Annotated in this window: 13 protein-coding genes; 12 read left to right on the top strand and 1 reads right to left on the bottom strand. The window is 67.1% G+C overall.

The window, feature by feature from the left end:
• Nucleotides 1-39 precede the first annotated feature (39 nt).
• The 5 genes from H8R02_RS07785 (at nucleotide 40) to H8R02_RS07805 (ending at nucleotide 5053) form a co-directional block, all read left to right on the top strand.
• Complete coding sequence (locus H8R02_RS07785; protein ID WP_187080818.1) at nucleotides 40-378, top strand: hypothetical protein; 339 nt, start codon at nucleotides 40-42, stop codon at nucleotides 376-378.
• A 36-nt stretch (nucleotides 379-414) separates the two neighbouring features.
• Complete coding sequence (locus H8R02_RS07790; RefSeq protein WP_187080819.1) at nucleotides 415-2679, top strand: arginine/lysine/ornithine decarboxylase; 2265 nt, start codon at nucleotides 415-417, stop codon at nucleotides 2677-2679.
• 123 nt (nucleotides 2680-2802) lie between these two features.
• Entirely contained in the window at nucleotides 2803-3027 is a 225-nt protein-coding gene (locus H8R02_RS07795; RefSeq protein ID WP_187080820.1) for a hypothetical protein, read from the top strand.
• Nucleotides 3024-4262: a sensor histidine kinase gene (locus H8R02_RS07800; RefSeq protein ID WP_187080821.1), complete on the top strand. Its 1239-nt coding sequence runs from the start codon at nucleotides 3024-3026 to the stop codon at nucleotides 4260-4262. Before H8R02_RS07795 ends, H8R02_RS07800 begins: the two co-directional genes overlap by 4 nt.
• Entirely contained in the window at nucleotides 4259-5053 is a 795-nt protein-coding gene (locus H8R02_RS07805) for a LytR/AlgR family response regulator transcription factor (RefSeq protein WP_187080822.1), read from the top strand. Before H8R02_RS07800 ends, H8R02_RS07805 begins: the two co-directional genes overlap by 4 nt.
• Here H8R02_RS07805 and fabI read toward each other — a convergent pair.
• Nucleotides 5050-5838, bottom strand: a complete 789-nt coding sequence (fabI, locus tag H8R02_RS07810) for an enoyl-ACP reductase FabI (RefSeq protein WP_187080823.1) — start codon at nucleotides 5836-5838, stop codon at nucleotides 5050-5052. The two genes, H8R02_RS07805 and fabI, sit on opposite strands and share 4 nt — an antisense overlap.
• Nucleotides 5839-5876: 38 nt before the next feature.
• Here fabI and H8R02_RS07815 point away from each other — a divergent pair, with 38 nt between their 5' ends.
• The 7 genes from H8R02_RS07815 (at nucleotide 5877) to infB (ending at nucleotide 16426) form a co-directional block, all read left to right on the top strand.
• Nucleotides 5877-7694: an extracellular solute-binding protein gene (locus H8R02_RS07815; protein WP_187080824.1), complete on the top strand. Its 1818-nt coding sequence runs from the start codon at nucleotides 5877-5879 to the stop codon at nucleotides 7692-7694.
• Between the two features lie 7 nt (nucleotides 7695-7701).
• Nucleotides 7702-8730, top strand: coding sequence for an ABC transporter permease subunit (locus tag H8R02_RS07820; protein ID WP_187080825.1), 1029 nt, complete (start codon nucleotides 7702-7704; stop codon nucleotides 8728-8730).
• Nucleotides 8714-9754 (top strand): ABC transporter permease, encoded by a 1041-nt coding sequence (locus H8R02_RS07825; RefSeq protein WP_435531266.1) that lies wholly within the window; start codon nucleotides 8714-8716, stop codon nucleotides 9752-9754. The genes H8R02_RS07820 and H8R02_RS07825 overlap by 17 nt, the downstream gene beginning before the upstream one ends.
• On the top strand, nucleotides 9751-11346 hold the full coding sequence (locus H8R02_RS07830) for an ABC transporter ATP-binding protein (RefSeq protein ID WP_187080827.1): 1596 nt from the start codon (nucleotides 9751-9753) through the stop codon (nucleotides 11344-11346). Before H8R02_RS07825 ends, H8R02_RS07830 begins: the two co-directional genes overlap by 4 nt.
• A 115-nt stretch (nucleotides 11347-11461) precedes the next feature.
• Nucleotides 11462-12007: a ribosome maturation factor RimP gene (gene rimP, locus H8R02_RS07835; RefSeq protein ID WP_187080828.1), complete on the top strand. Its 546-nt coding sequence runs from the start codon at nucleotides 11462-11464 to the stop codon at nucleotides 12005-12007.
• Nucleotide 12008: 1 nt separating this feature from the next.
• Nucleotides 12009-13505, top strand: a complete 1497-nt coding sequence (gene nusA / locus H8R02_RS07840) for a transcription termination factor NusA (RefSeq protein WP_187080829.1) — start codon at nucleotides 12009-12011, stop codon at nucleotides 13503-13505.
• Between the two features lie 20 nt (nucleotides 13506-13525).
• Nucleotides 13526-16426, top strand: a complete 2901-nt coding sequence (infB, locus tag H8R02_RS07845) for a translation initiation factor IF-2 (RefSeq protein ID WP_187080830.1) — start codon at nucleotides 13526-13528, stop codon at nucleotides 16424-16426.
• Nucleotide 16427 lies beyond the last annotated feature (1 nt).

A 16427-nucleotide genomic window follows, 5' to 3' on the forward strand; every position in this document is an offset into this window, starting at 1 on the left:
CGCATGACGTGGTTCCACTCGAGCTTGAGGAGCAGTCTCATGTCCTTGTTCAGTACCAGCAGCGCCCCGGCGTTGAGCCGCGAAGAGGCGCGCGAGCGGATGGAGGAAATCCGCAGGACCATGACCGACCTGGCATCGTCGTGCGGCGGGCGGGCCTCGGCCGGGCTCGCCATGCGCGTGCACTACGCGGCCGACGTGCAGGCGCTGTGGTTCATGCGCAGCGAGCTGATGGGCCTGCTGGCCATCAGCCGCGGCGAAGGCGCCGCGCGCGAGGCGATCGAGAAGCTCGGCGCGATGTTCAACGGGCTGCTGCCGGAAGGGCTGCGGCCGCGCACCACCTCGCTGGGCCACGGGCCGGACGACTTGCCCCTGCGCTGACGAACGGAGGCGGCCGGGCGCATACACTTGCGCGCCATGAAGTTTCGCTTTCCCATCGTCATCATCGACGAAGACTACCGCTCCGAGAACACCTCGGGCCTGGGCATCCGCGCGCTCGCGCAGGCCATCGAGGCCGAGGGCTTCGAGGTGCTGGGCGCCACGAGCTACGGCGACCTGTCGCAGTTCGCGCAGCAGCAAAGCCGCGCCAGCGCCTTCATCCTGTCGATCGACGACGAGGAGTTCACGCCGGGCCCGGACCTGGACCCCGCCGTGCTGAACCTGCGCAACTTCATCGCCGAAGTGCGGTTCAAGAACGCCGACGTGCCGATCTACATCTACGGCGAGACCAAGACCTCGCGCCACCTGCCGAACGACGTGCTGCGGGAGCTGCACGGCTTCATCCACATGTACGAGGACACGCCGGAGTTCATGGCGCGGCACATCATCCGGGAAGCCAAGTCGTACCTCGAAGGCATCCAGCCGCCGTTCTTCAAGGCGCTGCTCGATTACGCCGAGGACGGCTCGTACTCGTGGCACTGCCCCGGCCATTCGGGCGGCGTGGCGTTCCTCAAGAGCCCGGTGGGGCAGATGTTCCACCAGTTCTTCGGCGAGAACATGCTGCGCGCCGACGTGTGCAACGCCGTCGATGAACTCGGCCAGTTGCTGGACCACACGGGCCCGGTGGCCGCGAGCGAGCGCAACGCGGCGCGCATCTTCAACGCCGACCACTGCTTCTTCGTCACCAACGGCACGTCCACGTCCAACAAGATGGTGTGGCACCACGAAGTGGCGCCGGGCGACGTGGTGGTGGTGGACCGCAACTGCCACAAGTCCATCCTGCACTCGATCATCATGACCGGGGCGATCCCCGTGTTCCTGAAGCCGACGCGCAACCACTTCGGCATCATCGGGCCGATCCCGCAAAGCGAGTTCTCGCAGGAGGCGATCAAGGCCAAGATGCGCGCCAACCCGCTGCTGGCGGGTGTGGACCCCGAGGTGGTCAAGCCGCGCATCGTGACCCTCACGCAGAGCACCTACGACGGCGTCCTCTACAACACCGAGACGATCAAGAAGCAGCTCGATGGCTATGTCGAGGCGCTGCACTTCGACGAGGCCTGGCTGCCGCATGCGGCCTTCCACCCGTTCTACGGCAGCTTCCACGCCATGGGCAAGAAGCGCGCGCGGCCCAAGCACTCGCTGGTCTACGCCACGCAGTCCATCCACAAGCTGCTGGCCGGCATCAGCCAGGCCAGCCACGTGCTGGTGCAGGACGCCGAGGACAACAAGCTGGACCGGCACCTGTTCAACGAGTCGTTCCTGATGCACACGTCCACCAGCCCGCAGTACTCGATCATCGCGAGCTGCGACGTGGCGGCCGCGATGATGGAGCCGCCCGGCGGCACCGCGCTGGTGGAAGAGTCGATCATGGAGGCGCTGGACTTCCGCCGTGCGATGCGCAAGGTCGACGCCGAGTACGGCAAGGACTGGTGGTTCAAGGTCTGGGGCCCGGACAAGCTGGCCGAGGAGGGCATCGGCCGCGCGGACGACTGGATCATCAAGGGCGAATCGCGCTCGGCCAAGTGGCACGGCTTCGGCAACCTGGCCGAGGGCTTCAACATGCTGGACCCGATCAAGTCCACCGTGGTCACGCCCGGGCTGGACCTGAACGGCAAGTTCGCGAAGACCGGCATCCCGGCCTCCATCGTCACGAAGTTCCTGGCGGAGCACGGCGTGATCGTGGAGAAGACGGGGCTGTACAGCTTCTTCATCATGTTCACCATCGGCATCACCAAGGGCCGCTGGAACACGCTGCTCACGGCCTTGCAGCAGTTCAAGGACGACTACGCCAAGAACCAGCCGATGTGGCGGATCCTGCCGGAGTTCTGCCAGAAGTTCCCGCGCTACGAACGCATGGGGCTGGCGGACCTGTGCCAGTACGTGCACGAGCTGTACGCGAAGTACGACATCGCGCGGCTGTCCACGGACATCTACCTGTCGGACCTGCAGCCGGCCATGAAGCCGAGCGACGCCTTCGCGTACATCGCTCACCGCAAGACCGAGCGGGTGGAGATCGACGACCTCGAGGGCCGGGTGACCACGAGCCTGGTGACGCCGTACCCGCCGGGCATCCCGCTGCTGATCCCGGGCGAGGTGTTCAACAAGCGGATCGTGGAGTACCTGAAGTTCTCGCGGGCGTTCAACGCCGAGTGCCCGGGTTTCGAGACGGACATCCACGGGCTGGTGGAGGAAACGGGCGCGGACGGCAAGATCCGGTACTTCGCGGACTGCGTGAAGGGCTGAGGCGGCTGCCGTTCATTCCGGCTGGATGCAGTTCATCGCGCGGTTTTGCGGGCTGTCGCAGCCCGGCTGCGGTGCGGCGGCCCGGTCCCTAGAGTTCGTTCCATCGCACAAGGAATGAACGACATGACCGCCACGCAAACCACCCTCCGCTTCGTCCTGGCCGCCGCCGCGGCCACCGCTTATGCCGCCATCATCGCCACGGCCGGCCCGGGCAACGGCTACCAAGCCCCTCGGCAAGTGGAAGTCGTGGCGCTGCCGACGATCGTGGTGACGGCCCAGCGCGCCGCGCAGCCGGCTGCGGTCGCCGTGAATGCCGCCACCGTGAAAACCGTTAACCTCTCCCAATGAGCTTTCCCGACAGCCAGGCGTCGAACCGCGGCCCGCTGCTGGACTGGCTGGTTCGCCTGAACAACCAGGTGGCCGGCTGGGCCGCGCAGGCATCCTGGGGCCGGCTCGTGTTCCTGTTCCTCGTGGTGCTGGTGGCTTTCGCCATCCTCGGCAGCATGCTCAGCCTGCACCACGACAAGGTGAAGGTGCCGGTGCCGGCCAAGCATGGCGAGACCGTGACGGTGGTGGTGGACGGCAAGACGATCCGGATCGGGCCGGACGGCATTCACGCCGTCAAGCCGCCCACGCAGCCCGGCTCGCCCGCGACGCCGGCGTCCGCCGCGCCGCCCGACGCGCGCCCGGATGCGAACCCCAACCCCAATCCCAACCCGCGGGCGGACGATGACGACGAGGACGAGAAGCCCGATATCCGCCTCGTGAACCGCAAGGTGGTCACCTGGCGCGGCGTGATCGGCGACCTGTTCAGCGCGGCGCTGGTCCTCGTCTTCGCCTACCTCGTGGCCGCGAAGATCGTCGTGCGCAAGGTGGCGCAGGCGGACGCGAAGGTGCAGAAGGCGGTCGACACCGCCGAACGCGAGACCATGGAGCGCCAGCTGGCGCAGGCGAAGCTGCAGGTGTTGCAGGCCCAGGTGGAGCCGCACTTCCTGTTCAACACGCTGGCCGCGGTGGACTACCTGATCGAGACGGACCCGGCGCGCGCCAGCCAGATGCAGAAACAGCTCATCACGTACCTGCGCGGGGCGCTGCCCCAGATGCGGCAGGAGTCGTCCACGCTGGGGCGGGAGATGCGGCTGATCCGCAGCTACCTCGAGCTGATCAAGATGCGCGTCGAGGAGCGGCTGGAGGTGTCGGTGGACGTGCCGGACGGGCTGGAGAGCGCCGAGTTCCCGCCCATGATGCTGCAGTCGCTGGTGGAAAACGCCATCAAGCACGGCATCGAGCCCAAGCCCGAAGGCGGCAAGGTGGCCGTCTCCGCCAAGGTCGCCAACGGGCTGCTGTGGGTCGAGGTGAAGGACACCGGCGTGGGCATCGACAAGATCGACGGCCTGGACGCGCCCCCCAAGGGCACCGGCATCGGGCTGCAGAACATCCGCGAGCGGCTGGCCGTGCTGTACCGCGGGAAGGCGCGCTTCACGCTGGTGTCGGACGACGGCGAGGGCACGACGGTGCGCATCGGCGTGCCGTATAAAGCGGCCGTGGAAGACGAACCTGCTGCGGAAGGGAAACCGGCTTGAGTTTGCGTGCGGTGATTGCGGATGACGAGCGCCTCTTGCGAGAGCAGCTCAAGACGCGCCTCGCGTCCGTGTGGCCGGACCTGCAGATCGTGGCCGAAGCCGCGAACGGCGCCGAGGCGCTGGAGCTGGCGGACCAGCACCGGCCCGACGTCGTGTTCCTCGACATCCGCATGCCCGGCATGACGGGCATCGAGGCGGCGCGCGAGATCGTCGCGCTGCCGGACTGGCGCGGCGAGATCGTCTTCGTGACCGCGTATGACGAGTACGCCATCGCGGCCTTCGAACAGGGCGCCCTGGACTACCTGCTCAAGCCCGTGGAAGCCCAGCGCCTCGCGCAGACCGCGCAACGCTTGCAGGCGCGCGTTGCCGCGCACCAGGCGAAGCCCGCCGATGACGCGGCCGTCGACGAACTGCTCGCGAAGCTGATGAAGATGCAGCAAGGCCTGGAAGGCGGGGCCCGGCGCGAGCCGCTGCGCTGGATCCAGGCGGCGAGCGGGTCGACCACGAGGTTGATCGACGTCAACGATGTGCTCTTCTTTCGCTCCGACGAGAAGTACACGCGGGTGCAGACGAAGGAGCTGGAGGCTTTCATCCGCACGCCGATCCGCGAGCTCGTGCCGCAGCTCGACGCCCAGCAGTTCTGGCAGATCCACCGCTCGACGGTGGTGAACCTCGCGGCGATCGCTTCAGTCGTGCGCGACGACACGGGCCGCCAGCGCGTGCACATCAACGGCCACCCCGAAGTGCTCGAGGTCAGCCGCAGCTTCGCGCACCTTTTCCGTGGGGCTTAGGGCTGGTCGTCGACGGCGATTGCCGTCTGGCTGAAACCACCGTCGACATAAGTGATCTCGGCCGTGACCCCGGAGGCAAGGTCGCTCAGCAGGAACGCAGCCACGTTGCCCACGTCCTGGATCGTCACGTTGCGGCGCAGCGGGGCGGCGCTCGCAACGATCGACAGCAGCTTGCCGAAGTCCTTGATGCCGCTGGCCGCCAGCGTCTTGATCGGGCCGGCACTGATGCCGTTAACGCGGATGCCCTTGGGACCCAACGAACCGGCAAGGTAGCGCACCGACGCCTCGAGCGAAGCCTTGGCCAGGCCCATCGTGTTGTAGTTGGGCACGAGGCGCATGGCGCCCAGGTACGTCAGCGTGAGCAGCGCAGCCTTCTCGTTGAGGTAGGGCAACGATGCCTTGGCCATGGCCGGGAAGCTGTACGCGCTGATGTCGTGCGCGATGCGGAAGTTCTCGCGCGACAGACCCTCCAGGAAGTCGCCAGCAATCGCCTCGCGCGGTGCGAAGCCGATGCTGTGCACGAACCCGTCGAACTTGGGCCACGTGGCCGAGAGGTCACGGAAGAGCTTCTCGATCTGCGCATCGTCACCCACGTCGCAGTCGAACACGAGGTTGGAGCCGAAGTCGGCGGCGAATTCCGTGATGCGGTCCTTGAAGCGCTCGCCCACGTAGCTGAACGCCAGCTCGGCGCCTTGCTCCTTGCAGGCCTGCGCGATGCCGTAGGCGATGGAGCGGTTGGAAAGCACGCCCGTGATCAGGAATTTCTTGCCGGTGAGGAAGCCCATGGTCTCTTTGCTCTGGAAAAACTCGGCAGAATTGTCGCATGCGGGCAATGCTGTCGTTGGTCATGTCGTTGGCATGCGGTGTGTGCGCCGCGGCGCCGGCCTATGGCGTTTGGGACGAGTTCAAGTACAAGCCGGGCTTCACGCACTTCGAGTACGTGAACCCCAATGCGCCCAAGGGCGGCGAGCTTCGCCTCATCTCGGCGTCCCGCGTGTCCAACTTCGACAAGTACAACCCGTTCACGTTGAAAGGCCGCGAGCCGACGTTCCTGGCGGACCTGCTGTTCGAAAGCCTGCTCACCGGCTCGATGGATGAGGTGGGCGTGGCCTACGGCCTGCTGGCCGAGGACGTGCAGGTCGCGCCGGATCGCCGCTCCGCCACCTTCCGCATCAACCCGGCCGCGCGGTTCCACAACGGCGACCCGGTGCGCGCCTCCGACGTGAAGCACAGCTACGAGACGCTCATCTCCAAGTACGCGGCGCCGGGCTTCGCCACGCTCTACGCGGACGTGGCCGGCTGCGACGTGGTGGACGAGCGCACCGTGCGCTTCCGCTTCAAGGTGCCCGACCGCCAGTTGCCGCTGGTGGTGGGCGGCATCCCCGTGTTCAGCGCGAAGTGGGGTGCCGGCAAGACCTTCGACAACGTGATCACGGACATCCCCATCGCGACGGGGCCGTACCGGCTCGGGCCGATGGAGCTCGGCAAGGACGTGACCTACGTCCGCGACCCCGGCTACTGGGCGAAGGACCTGGCGGTGCGCCGCGGCATGGCCAACTTCGACCGCATCACCATCCGCATCTATCGCGACAACACGGCGCAGCTGGAGGCGTTGAAGGCGGGCGAGTTCGACCTCATGGAGTTCTACTCGGCGGGCGACTGGACGCGCAGGCTCAATGGCAAGCGCATCGAAAGCGGCGAGGTCATCAAGTCGCCTTTTCGCCACCGGCGGCCCGACGGCTTCCAGAGCTACCTGTTCAACACGCGGCTGGACAAGTTCAAGGACCGCCGGGTGCGCATGGCCATCGAGCTGGCCATGGACTACGAGTGGATGAACCGGATGCTCTTTCGCGGCTCGTACACCCGCGTCAAGGGCCTGTTCGGCAACACCGACTGCGAGGCCAACGGCCTGCCGTCGCCGGCCGAGGTGGCGCTGATGGCGCCTTACCGCGCCGAGCTGCACCCGGACACCTTCGGGCCGATGGCCGTGCCGCCCAACACCGACCCGCCGGGGTCGCTGCGCGAGAACCTGCGCAAGGCCCGTGCGCTGCTGGAGCAGGCGGGCTGGAAGCTCAAGGACGGGCAGCTGCGCAACGCGAAAGGCGAGCCGCTCACCATCGAGTACCTCGAGACCAGCGAAGGGAAGGGCGCCTCGCTCACCGCAGGCTGGCGGCGCTCGCTGGAAAAGCTCGGCATCGAAATGGTGGTGCGCGACGTCGACTTCGCGCTGTACCAGGAGCGGCTCGACAATTTCCAGTTCGAGATGATCAGCATCAACTTTCCCGGCACGCACTTCCCGGGTGCCGAGTACGGGCAGATCTTCGGCAGCAAGGCCGCCGACACGGTGGGCTCCAGCAACTGGGTCGGCGTGAAGAGCCCGGCGATCGACGCGCTCATCGCCAAGGTGACCGGCGCCAATTCACGCGACGAATTCCTCGCCGCCTGCCGCGCGCTGGACCGCGTGGTGGCGCATGGCCACTACATGGTGCCGGCGTGGACGAACCGCGAGAACCGCGTGGCCTACAACCACTGGCGGCTCGAGCGGCCGGCCATGGTGCCGCCGTATCCGCCCGAAGGCATCGCCTACATGGACTGGCCGATCTTCACCTGGTGGACGCGCAACCCGCCGCGCACACACTGACCCCGCCATGTTCGCCTACATCGTCAAGCGCCTGCTCCTCATGCTGCCCACGCTGCTGGGGGTGCTGTTCATCACCTTCGTCGTGACGCAGTTCGTGCCCGGTGGGCCGGTGGAACAGTACATCGCCGAGTCGCGCCGCGGGGCGGGCGCGGGGGCCGGTGGCGAGGTCGGCGGCTACAGGGGCGGGCAGGGCGTCGACGCGAAGAAGATCGCGGAGATCAAGAAGCTGTATGGCTTCGACAAGCCGGCGCCCGAGCGCTTCCTCAAGATGGTCGGCGACTTCGCCACCTTCGACCTCGGTCGCAGCTTCTTCCAGAACAAGTCGGTGTGGCAGCTGATCGTCGAGAAGCTGCCGGTGTCGGTGAGCCTGGGGCTGTGGACCTTCTTCATCAGCTACTTCGTGGCCGTGCCGCTCGGTGTGGCCAAGGCGGTGCGCGCCGGCACGCGCTTCGATTTCGTCACGACGCTCATCGTGCTGCTCGGCTACGCCATCCCCGGCTTCGTGCTGGGCGTGCTGCTGCTCGTGGTGTTCGGCGGCCAGCTGCAGTGGTTCCCATTGCGCGGCCTCACGTCCGCCAACTGGAGCGAGCTGGGCTGGGGCGCGCGCATCGCGGACTACCTCTGGCACATCACGTTGCCCGTATTCGCCATGGTGATCGGCAGCTTCGCCGTGACGACGATGCTCACCAAGAACTCCTTCCTCGAGGAAATCCGCAAGCAATACGTGCTGACCGCGCGCGCCAAGGGGCTCGCGGAGCGGCGCGTGCTTTGGAAGCACGTGTTCCGCAACGCGCTGATCCCGATCGTGACGGGCTTCCCCTCGGCCTTCATCGGCGCCTTCTTCGCCGGCTCGCTGCTGATCGAGACGCTGTTCTCGCTCGACGGCCTGGGCCTGCTCAGCTACGAAAGCGTGATCCGCCGCGACTACCCCGTCGTGATGGGCACGCTCTACTTCTTCACGCTGATCGGCCTGGTGACCAAGCTGATCAGCGACCTCGCCTATGTCTGGGTGGATCCACGTGTCAAGTTCGATTGAGCACCTGAGCCCCGGCCGCCGCGCGTGGGGGCGCTTCCGGCGCAACAAGCTGGGGTTCTACAGCCTCGTGGCGTTCACGGTGCTGTTCGTCCTGAGCCTGGGCGCCGAGCTGATCTCCAACGACAAGCCGTACGTGGTGCACTACAACGGCAGCTACTACTTTCCGCTGTTCAAGTCGTACCCCGAGAAGACGTTCGGCGGCGACTTCGAGACGCCCACGGACTACCTCGACCCGTACATCCGCGGCAAATTCCACGAGGGCGGCAACTGGGCGATCTGGGCGCCGAACCCGTACGGGCCGGAGACGCTGAACTACTACGCGAAACTGCCGAACCCCGCGCCGCCGTCGGTCGACAACTGGCTGGGCACCGACGAGCGCGGGCGCGACCTGCTCGCGGCGCTGATCTACGGCTTCCGCGTGAGCGCGCTCTTCGGGCTTGCCCTGACGGTGATCGGCGTCGTCGTCGGCATCGCGGCGGGCGCGGTGCAGGGCTACTTCGGCGGGCGAACCGACCTGGCGCTGCAGCGCTTCACCGAGATCTGGGGCTCGATGCCGGAGCTGTACCTGCTGATCATCTTCAGCTCCATCTTCACGCCGAGCGTGCCGCTCCTGATCGTGCTGCTGAGCCTGTTCACGTGGATGGGGCTGTCGCAGTACATGCGCGCCGAGTTCCTGCGCAACCGGCAGATGGACTACGTGCGAGGCGCACGCGCGCTGGGCGTCGGCAACTGGCGGATCATCCGCCGCCACATCCTGCCCAACAGCATGACGCCCGTGGTCACGTTCCTGCCGTTCGAGATGAGCGCCGCGATCCTCGCATTGACGGCCCTGGACTTCCTGGGCCTGGGCGTGCCGCCGGGCACGCCGTCGCTGGGCGAACTGCTCAACCAGGGCAAGGCGAACCTGGATGCGTGGTGGATCGTGGTGAGCACGTTCGTCATGCTCGTCGTGACCCTGCTGCTGCTCACGTTCATGGGCGATGCACTGCGCGATGCACTCGACCCGCGGAAAGCTGATCAATGAGCGAGAAGCTGCTTGAAGTTCGCGGCCTGCGCGTGGCTTTCGCCGGCAAGGAGGTCGTGCACGGCGTCGACTTCAGCATCGCGCCGCACGAGAAGTTCGCGCTCGTGGGCGAGTCGGGTTCCGGCAAGACCGTGACGGCGTTGAGCCTGCTGCGCCTGGTACCCAATGCCACGGTGAAGGGCAGTGCGGTCTTCCAGGACGGTGAGCCGGTCGACCTGCTCAAGCTGGACGAGAAGCGCTTGCTGGACGTACGCGGCCGCGACATCGCGATGATCTTCCAGGAGCCGATGACGGCGCTGAACCCGCTGTACACCGTCGGCGACCAGGTGGCGGAAGTGCTGGAGGTCAAGCAGGGCCTGACCAAGCGGCAGGCGTGGGAGGGCGCGGTGGAGGCGCTCGCCGCGACGGGCATCCCCGACCCGCAGCGCCGCGCGCAGTCCTTCCCGCACCAGCTCTCCGGCGGGCAGCGCCAGCGCGCGATGATCGCCATGGCGCTCGCATGCCGGCCCAAGCTGCTGCTCGCGGACGAGCCCACGACGGCCCTCGACGTCACGCTGCGCCTGCAGATCCTCGACCTGCTCGCGGACCTGCAGCGGCAGACCGGCATGGCCATCCTGCTGATCACGCACGACCTCAACCTCGTGCGCCGCTTCGCCGACCGCATCGCGGTGATGGAGAACGGCTACCTCGTCGAGCAGGGCCCGGTTGCCGACGTCTTCGCGAACCCGCAGCATGCCTACACGCGCAAGCTCATCGACAGCCGGCCCGAGCGCGACGTGGAAGAGGGGCCGGTGGCCGCACCGCCTGTCATGAAGGCCGAGGCGATGCGTGTTTCCTACCCCATCGGCCTCCCCGGCATTCGCGGCTGGTTCCGCAAGGGCGAGTTCGTCGCGGTGAAGGGCGCCGCATTCAGCGTGCCGCCCGGCCGCACGCTGGGCGTGGTGGGCGAGTCCGGCTCGGGCAAGTCGACGCTGGCCCTGGCCGGGCTCGGCCTCATCCCGCACCAGGGCGAGCTGGACGTGGTGGGCAGCCGCTGGGGCACCGACACGGCGGGCAACAAGGCCATGCGCCGGCTGGTGCAGGTCGTGTTCCAGGACCCGTTCTCGTCGCTGTCGCCGCGCATGACGGTGGACGAGATCGTGGGCGAGGGACTTCTCGTTCACGAACCCGGGCTCTCGGAAGCCGCCCGCAGGGAGCGCGTCGTGCAAGTGCTGGCCGAAGTCGGCCTCACCGAAGCCCAGTTCCCCGGCCTGCTCGGCCGCTACCCGCACGAGTTCTCCGGCGGCCAACGGCAGAGGCTGGCAATTGCCCGGGCTCTCATCGTCCAGCCGCAGGTGCTCGTGCTGGACGAGCCGACCAGCGCGCTGGACGTGACGATCCAGAAACAGGTCTTGAAACTGCTGCAAAGGCTCCAACGTGAGAAAGGCCTGAGCTACCTGCTGATCACCCACGACGTGGACGTCATCCGTGCCATGGCCCACGAAGTGCTCGTCATGAAGGACGGCGAAGTGCTGGAGGCCGGCCCGGTGGAGCAGGTGCTCGAAGCCCCGAAAACCGACTACACCCGCACGCTCATCGCCGCGGCAGCCTAGGTTTTTCCCGATACACCGCGTTGCAAGGGCCCTTTTTGAGGGGTACAATACTTGCTTCACGACCAAACGGGCGGGTACCAACCGCCCGTTTTTTTTGGTTGATCGCCTCAAGCCCGTGGCCCTGCAAGACATCGTCGAACAAACCGTGACCGGTCTCGGTTACGAACTCGTGGAGATCGAACGCTCTGCAGGGGGCACTTTGCGCGTGACGATCGACATGCCGTGGGACGAAGGCGGCGAAGAGAAATACGTCAATGTCGAGGACTGCGAGCGCGTCACGCGCCAGCTGCAGTACACGCTGGAAGTCGAAGGCGTGGACTACAAGCGCCTCGAGGTGTCGTCGCCGGGCATCGACCGGCCGCTCAAGGGTGAGAAGGACTTCGAGCGCTTCGAGGGCGAGCTGGTCGACATCACGCTGAAGGCGCCGCTCGTGGCCAACCGCCGCAAGTACCGCGGCACGCTGGAGCGCACCGACGCCGGCTGGCAGGTCGTGTGGAGCGACGAGCCGCCGCCGCAGCCGGGCGTGCGGGTCTCGAAGAAGAAGAAGGAGCCCGTGCCGCTGCAGGCGCTCGGGTTCACGCTGGACGAGCTGAAGGAAGCCCGCCTGGCGCCGATCGTAGATTTCAAAGGTCGAAAGACCAAGTCAGTTGCTGGAGAGTGAGATGAACCGCGAACTGTTGATGCTGGTGGATGCGATTTCCCGCGAGAAGAACGTCGAGCGCGACGTGGTCTTCGGCGCCGTGGAAGCCGCGCTCGCGCAAGCGACGAAGAAGCTGTACCAGGGCGAGGTCGACATCCGCGTGGCCATCGACCGCGAAAGCGGCGACTACGAAACCTTCCGCCGCTGGCTGGTCGTGCCCGACGAGGCCGGCCTGCAGAATCCCGACGCCGAGGAGCTGCTGATGGACGCACGCGACCGCGTGCCGGACGTCGAAGAAGGCGAATACATCGAAGAAGGCGTGGAGTCGCTGCCCATCGGCCGCATCGGCGCCATGGCCGCCAAGCAGGTCATCCTGCAGAAGATCCGAGACGCCGAGCGCGAGATGCTGCTGAACGACTTCATGTCGCGCGGCGACAAGATCTTCGTGGGCACCGTCAAGCGCATGGACAAGGGCGACATCATCGTCGAGAGCGGCCGCGTCGAGGGGCGCCTGCGCCGCAGCGAGATGATCCCCAAGGAGAACCTGCGCAACGGCGACCGCGTCCGCGCCATGATCATGGAAGTGGACCTCACGCTGCGCGGCGCGCCGATCATCCTGTCGCGCGCGGCCCCCGAGTTCATGATCGAGCTGTTCCGCCAGGAAGTGCCCGAGATCGAACAGGGTTTGCTCGAGATCAAGAGCTGCGCCCGCGACCCCGGCTCGCGCGCCAAGATCGCCGTCATCTCCCACGACAAGCGCGTCGACCCCATCGGCACCTGCGTGGGCGTGCGCGGCTCGCGCGTCAATGCCGTCACCAACGAACTCGCCGGCGAGCGTGTCGACATCGTGCTGTGGTCCGAGGACCCGGCGCAGTTCGTGATCGGCGCGTTGGCACCCGCCAACGTCACCTCCATCGTCGTGGACGAAGAAAAGCACGCGATGGACGTGGTGGTGGACGAGGAGAACCTCGCCATCGCCATCGGCCGCGGCGGCCAGAACGTTCGCCTGGCTTCCGAGCTCACGGGCTGGAAGATCAACATCATGGACGCCAACGAGTCGGCCCAGAAGACGGCCGAGGAGCAGAGCAAGCTGCGCGGCCTGTTCATGGAGAAGCTGGACGTCGACGAGGAGATCGCCGACATCCTGATCTCCGAGGGCTTCACCAGCCTGGAGGAAGTGGCCTACGTGCCCATCCAGGAGATGCTGGAGATCGAGGCCTTCGACGAGGACACCGTCAACGAGCTGCGCGCCCGCGCCAAGGACGCGCTGCTGACGATGGAAATCGCGCGCGAGGAGAGCGTCGAGGAAGTCTCGCAGGACCTGCGCGACCTCGAAGGCCTCACGCCGCAGCTGATTGCACGGCTCGCCGATGCCGGCGTGCACACCCGCGACGAGCTGGCCGACCTGGCCCTCGACGAATTGACCGAGATCACGGGCCAGACGGCTGAAGAAGCCAAGGCCCTGATCATGAAGGCGCGCGAACACTGGTTCACCGGTGCAGCGGCCACGCAGGAATAAGCGGGAGGACGACGAAACACATGTCCAGTACCACCGTCGCCGAGTTCGCCACCGAACTCAAGAAATCCACCGAGCAGCTTCTCGAGCAGCTCAAGAGCGCCGGCGTGGCCAAGTCCTCGCCGAGCGACTCGCTCACGGACGCCGACAAGCAGAAGCTGCTGGGTTACCTGCAGCAGGCCCACGGCACCGCCACGCCCGAGCGCAAGAAGATCACCCTGGTCAAGAAGTCCACCAGCGAGATCAAGCAGGCCGACGCCACCGGCAAGGCCCGCACGATCCAGGTGGAAGTGCGCAAGAAGCGCACCTTCGTCAAGCGCGACGAGGGCAGCGACACCGCTGTCGTCGAGGCGCCCGAAGTCGCCGCGCCCGCACCCGGCCCCGATGAAGCCGAGCTCGCCCGCCGCGAGGAAGAAGCGCGCCGCCAGGCCGAGCTGATCCGCCGCCAGGAGGAAGAGCTCGTCGCCAAGCGCCGCGAGCGCGAGGAAGCCGAGGCCCGCGAGCGCGAAGCCGAAGCCAAGCGCGAGGCCGAGCGTGCCGCCGCGGCAGCCGCGGCCGCGGCAGCAGCCGCGACGCCGGCGGAGCAAGCCGCCCCGGTGAGCGCGAAGGCCGTGGCCGACGAAGCCGCGCAGGCTGTCGCCAAGGCGCAGCAGGACGCGCGCGACAAGGCCGCCGCGGACGCCAAGGCGGCCGCCGAAGCCAAGGCCGCCGCCGCCGCGAAGACGCGCGAGGAGGAAGAAGCCCGCGCCCGCGACCTGCAGGAGCGCCGCCGCAAGGCCGAGGCCGAAGCCGCCGCCATCCGCTCGATGATGGCCGCGCCCAAGAAGGTGCTGGTCGCCAAGAAGCCGGAAGAAGCCAAGCCCGTCGCCAAGGCGGCGGAGCCTGCCAAGCCCGGCGTCAAGGGCACGCTGCACAAGCCGCCCGCGCAGGCACCGCGCCCCGGCGTGCCCGCGGCCGCCCCGGCACCCGGCGGCCCCGGTGGCAAGGAAGTCAAGTCGGCCAAGCTGTCCTCCAGCTGGGCGGGCGACCCTGCCAAGAAGAAAGAGATCAAGACCCGCGGCGATGCGTCCGGCGGGGTCGGCCGCAACAACTGGCGCGGTGGCCCGCGCGGCCGCAAGGACCACCGCGACCGCGACGACTCGCCGCAGGCGCAGCCGCAGGAAGCCCGCATCATAGAAGTGCACGTGCCGGAGACGATCACCGTCGCCGAGCTCGCGCACAAGATGGCCGTGAAGGCGTCCGAGGTCATCAAGGCGCTGATGAAGATGGGCCAGCTGGTCACCATCAACCAGTCGCTCGACCAGGACACCGCGATGATCGTCGTCGAGGAAATGGGCCACAAGGCCGTCACGGCGGCGCTGGACGACCCCGAGGCGTTCACCGAGGAGGAAGTGTCCGGCCAGAGCGCCGAGGCGCTGCCGCGCGCGCCCGTGGTCACCGTCATGGGCCACGTCGACCACGGCAAGACCTCGCTGCTGGACTACATCCGCCGCGCCAAGGTGGCGGCGGGCGAGGCCGGCGGCATCACGCAGCACATCGGCGCGTACCACGTGGAAACGCCGCGTGGCGTCATCTCGTTCCTGGACACGCCGGGCCACGAGGCGTTCACCGCCATGCGCGCCCGCGGCGCGCAGGCGACGGACATCGTGATCCTGGTGGTGGCCGCGGACGACGGTGTCATGCCGCAGACGCGCGAGGCCGTGAAGCACGCGAAGGCAGCCGGCGTGCCGATCGTGGTCGCCGTGAACAAGATCGACAAGCCCGAAGCCAACCCCGAGCGGGTGAAGCAGGAGCTGGTGGTCGAGGAAGTCGTGCCGGAAGAGTACGGCGGCGACGCGCCCTTCGTGAACGTCTCGGCTCGCACCGGCGAGGGCATCGACGAGCTGCTGGAGCAGGTGCTGCTGCAGGCCGAAGTGCTGGAGCTGAAGGCGCCGGTGGATGCGATGGCCAAGGGCCTCGTGATCGAAGCGCAGCTGGACAAGGGCCGCGGCCCGGTCGCCACCGTGCTGGTTCAGTCCGGCACGCTGAAGGTCGGCGACGTCGTGCTTGCAGGCCAGACCTACGGCCGCGTGCGCGCCATGCTCGACGAGAACGGCAAGACGATCAAGGACGCGGGTCCCTCCATCCCGGTGGAGATCCAGGGCCTGACCGAGGTGCCGCAGGCGGGCGACGAGTTCATGGTGATGGCCGACGAGCGCCGCGCGCGCGAGATCGCCACCTACCGTGCCGGCAAGTTCCGCAACACGAAGCTGGCCAAGCAGCAGGCCGCCAAGCTGGAGAACATGTTCTCGGACATGACCGCCGGCGAAGTCAAGACGCTGCCGGTCATCATCAAGGCGGACGTGCAGGGCTCGCAGGAGGCGCTGGCGCAGTCGCTGCTGAAGCTGTCGACCGACGAGGTGAAGGTGCAGATGGTCTATGCGGCCGTCGGCGGCATCAGCGAGTCGGACGTCAACCTCGCGATCGCTTCCAAGGCGGTGATCATCGGCTTCAACACGCGTGCCGACGCCGGCGCGCGCAAGCTGGCCGAGCACAACGGCATCGACATCCGCTACTACAACATCATCTACGACGCCGTGGACGAGTTGAAGGCGGCGATGTCCGGGATGCTCGCGCCCGAGAAGAAGGAAGAGGTCATCGGCTCCGCGGAGATCCGCACGGTGTTCGTGGCTTCCAAGATCGGCACGGTCGCGGGCTGCATGGTCACCAGCGGCATGGTCACGCGCAGCAGCCACTTCCGCCTGCTGCGCGACAACGTGGTCATCTACACGGGCGAGCTGGAATCGCTCAAGCGGATGAAGGACGACGTGCGCGAGGTCAAGGAAGGCTTCGAGTGCGGCATCAAGCTGAAGAACTACAACGACATCAAGGAAGGCGACCAGCTCGAATTCTTCGAAGTCAAGGAAGTGGCTCGTACGCTCTGAC

It is taken from the genome of Ramlibacter albus, assembly GCF_014297445.1.
Classification (GTDB): domain Bacteria; phylum Pseudomonadota; class Gammaproteobacteria; order Burkholderiales; family Burkholderiaceae_C; genus Ramlibacter; species Ramlibacter albus.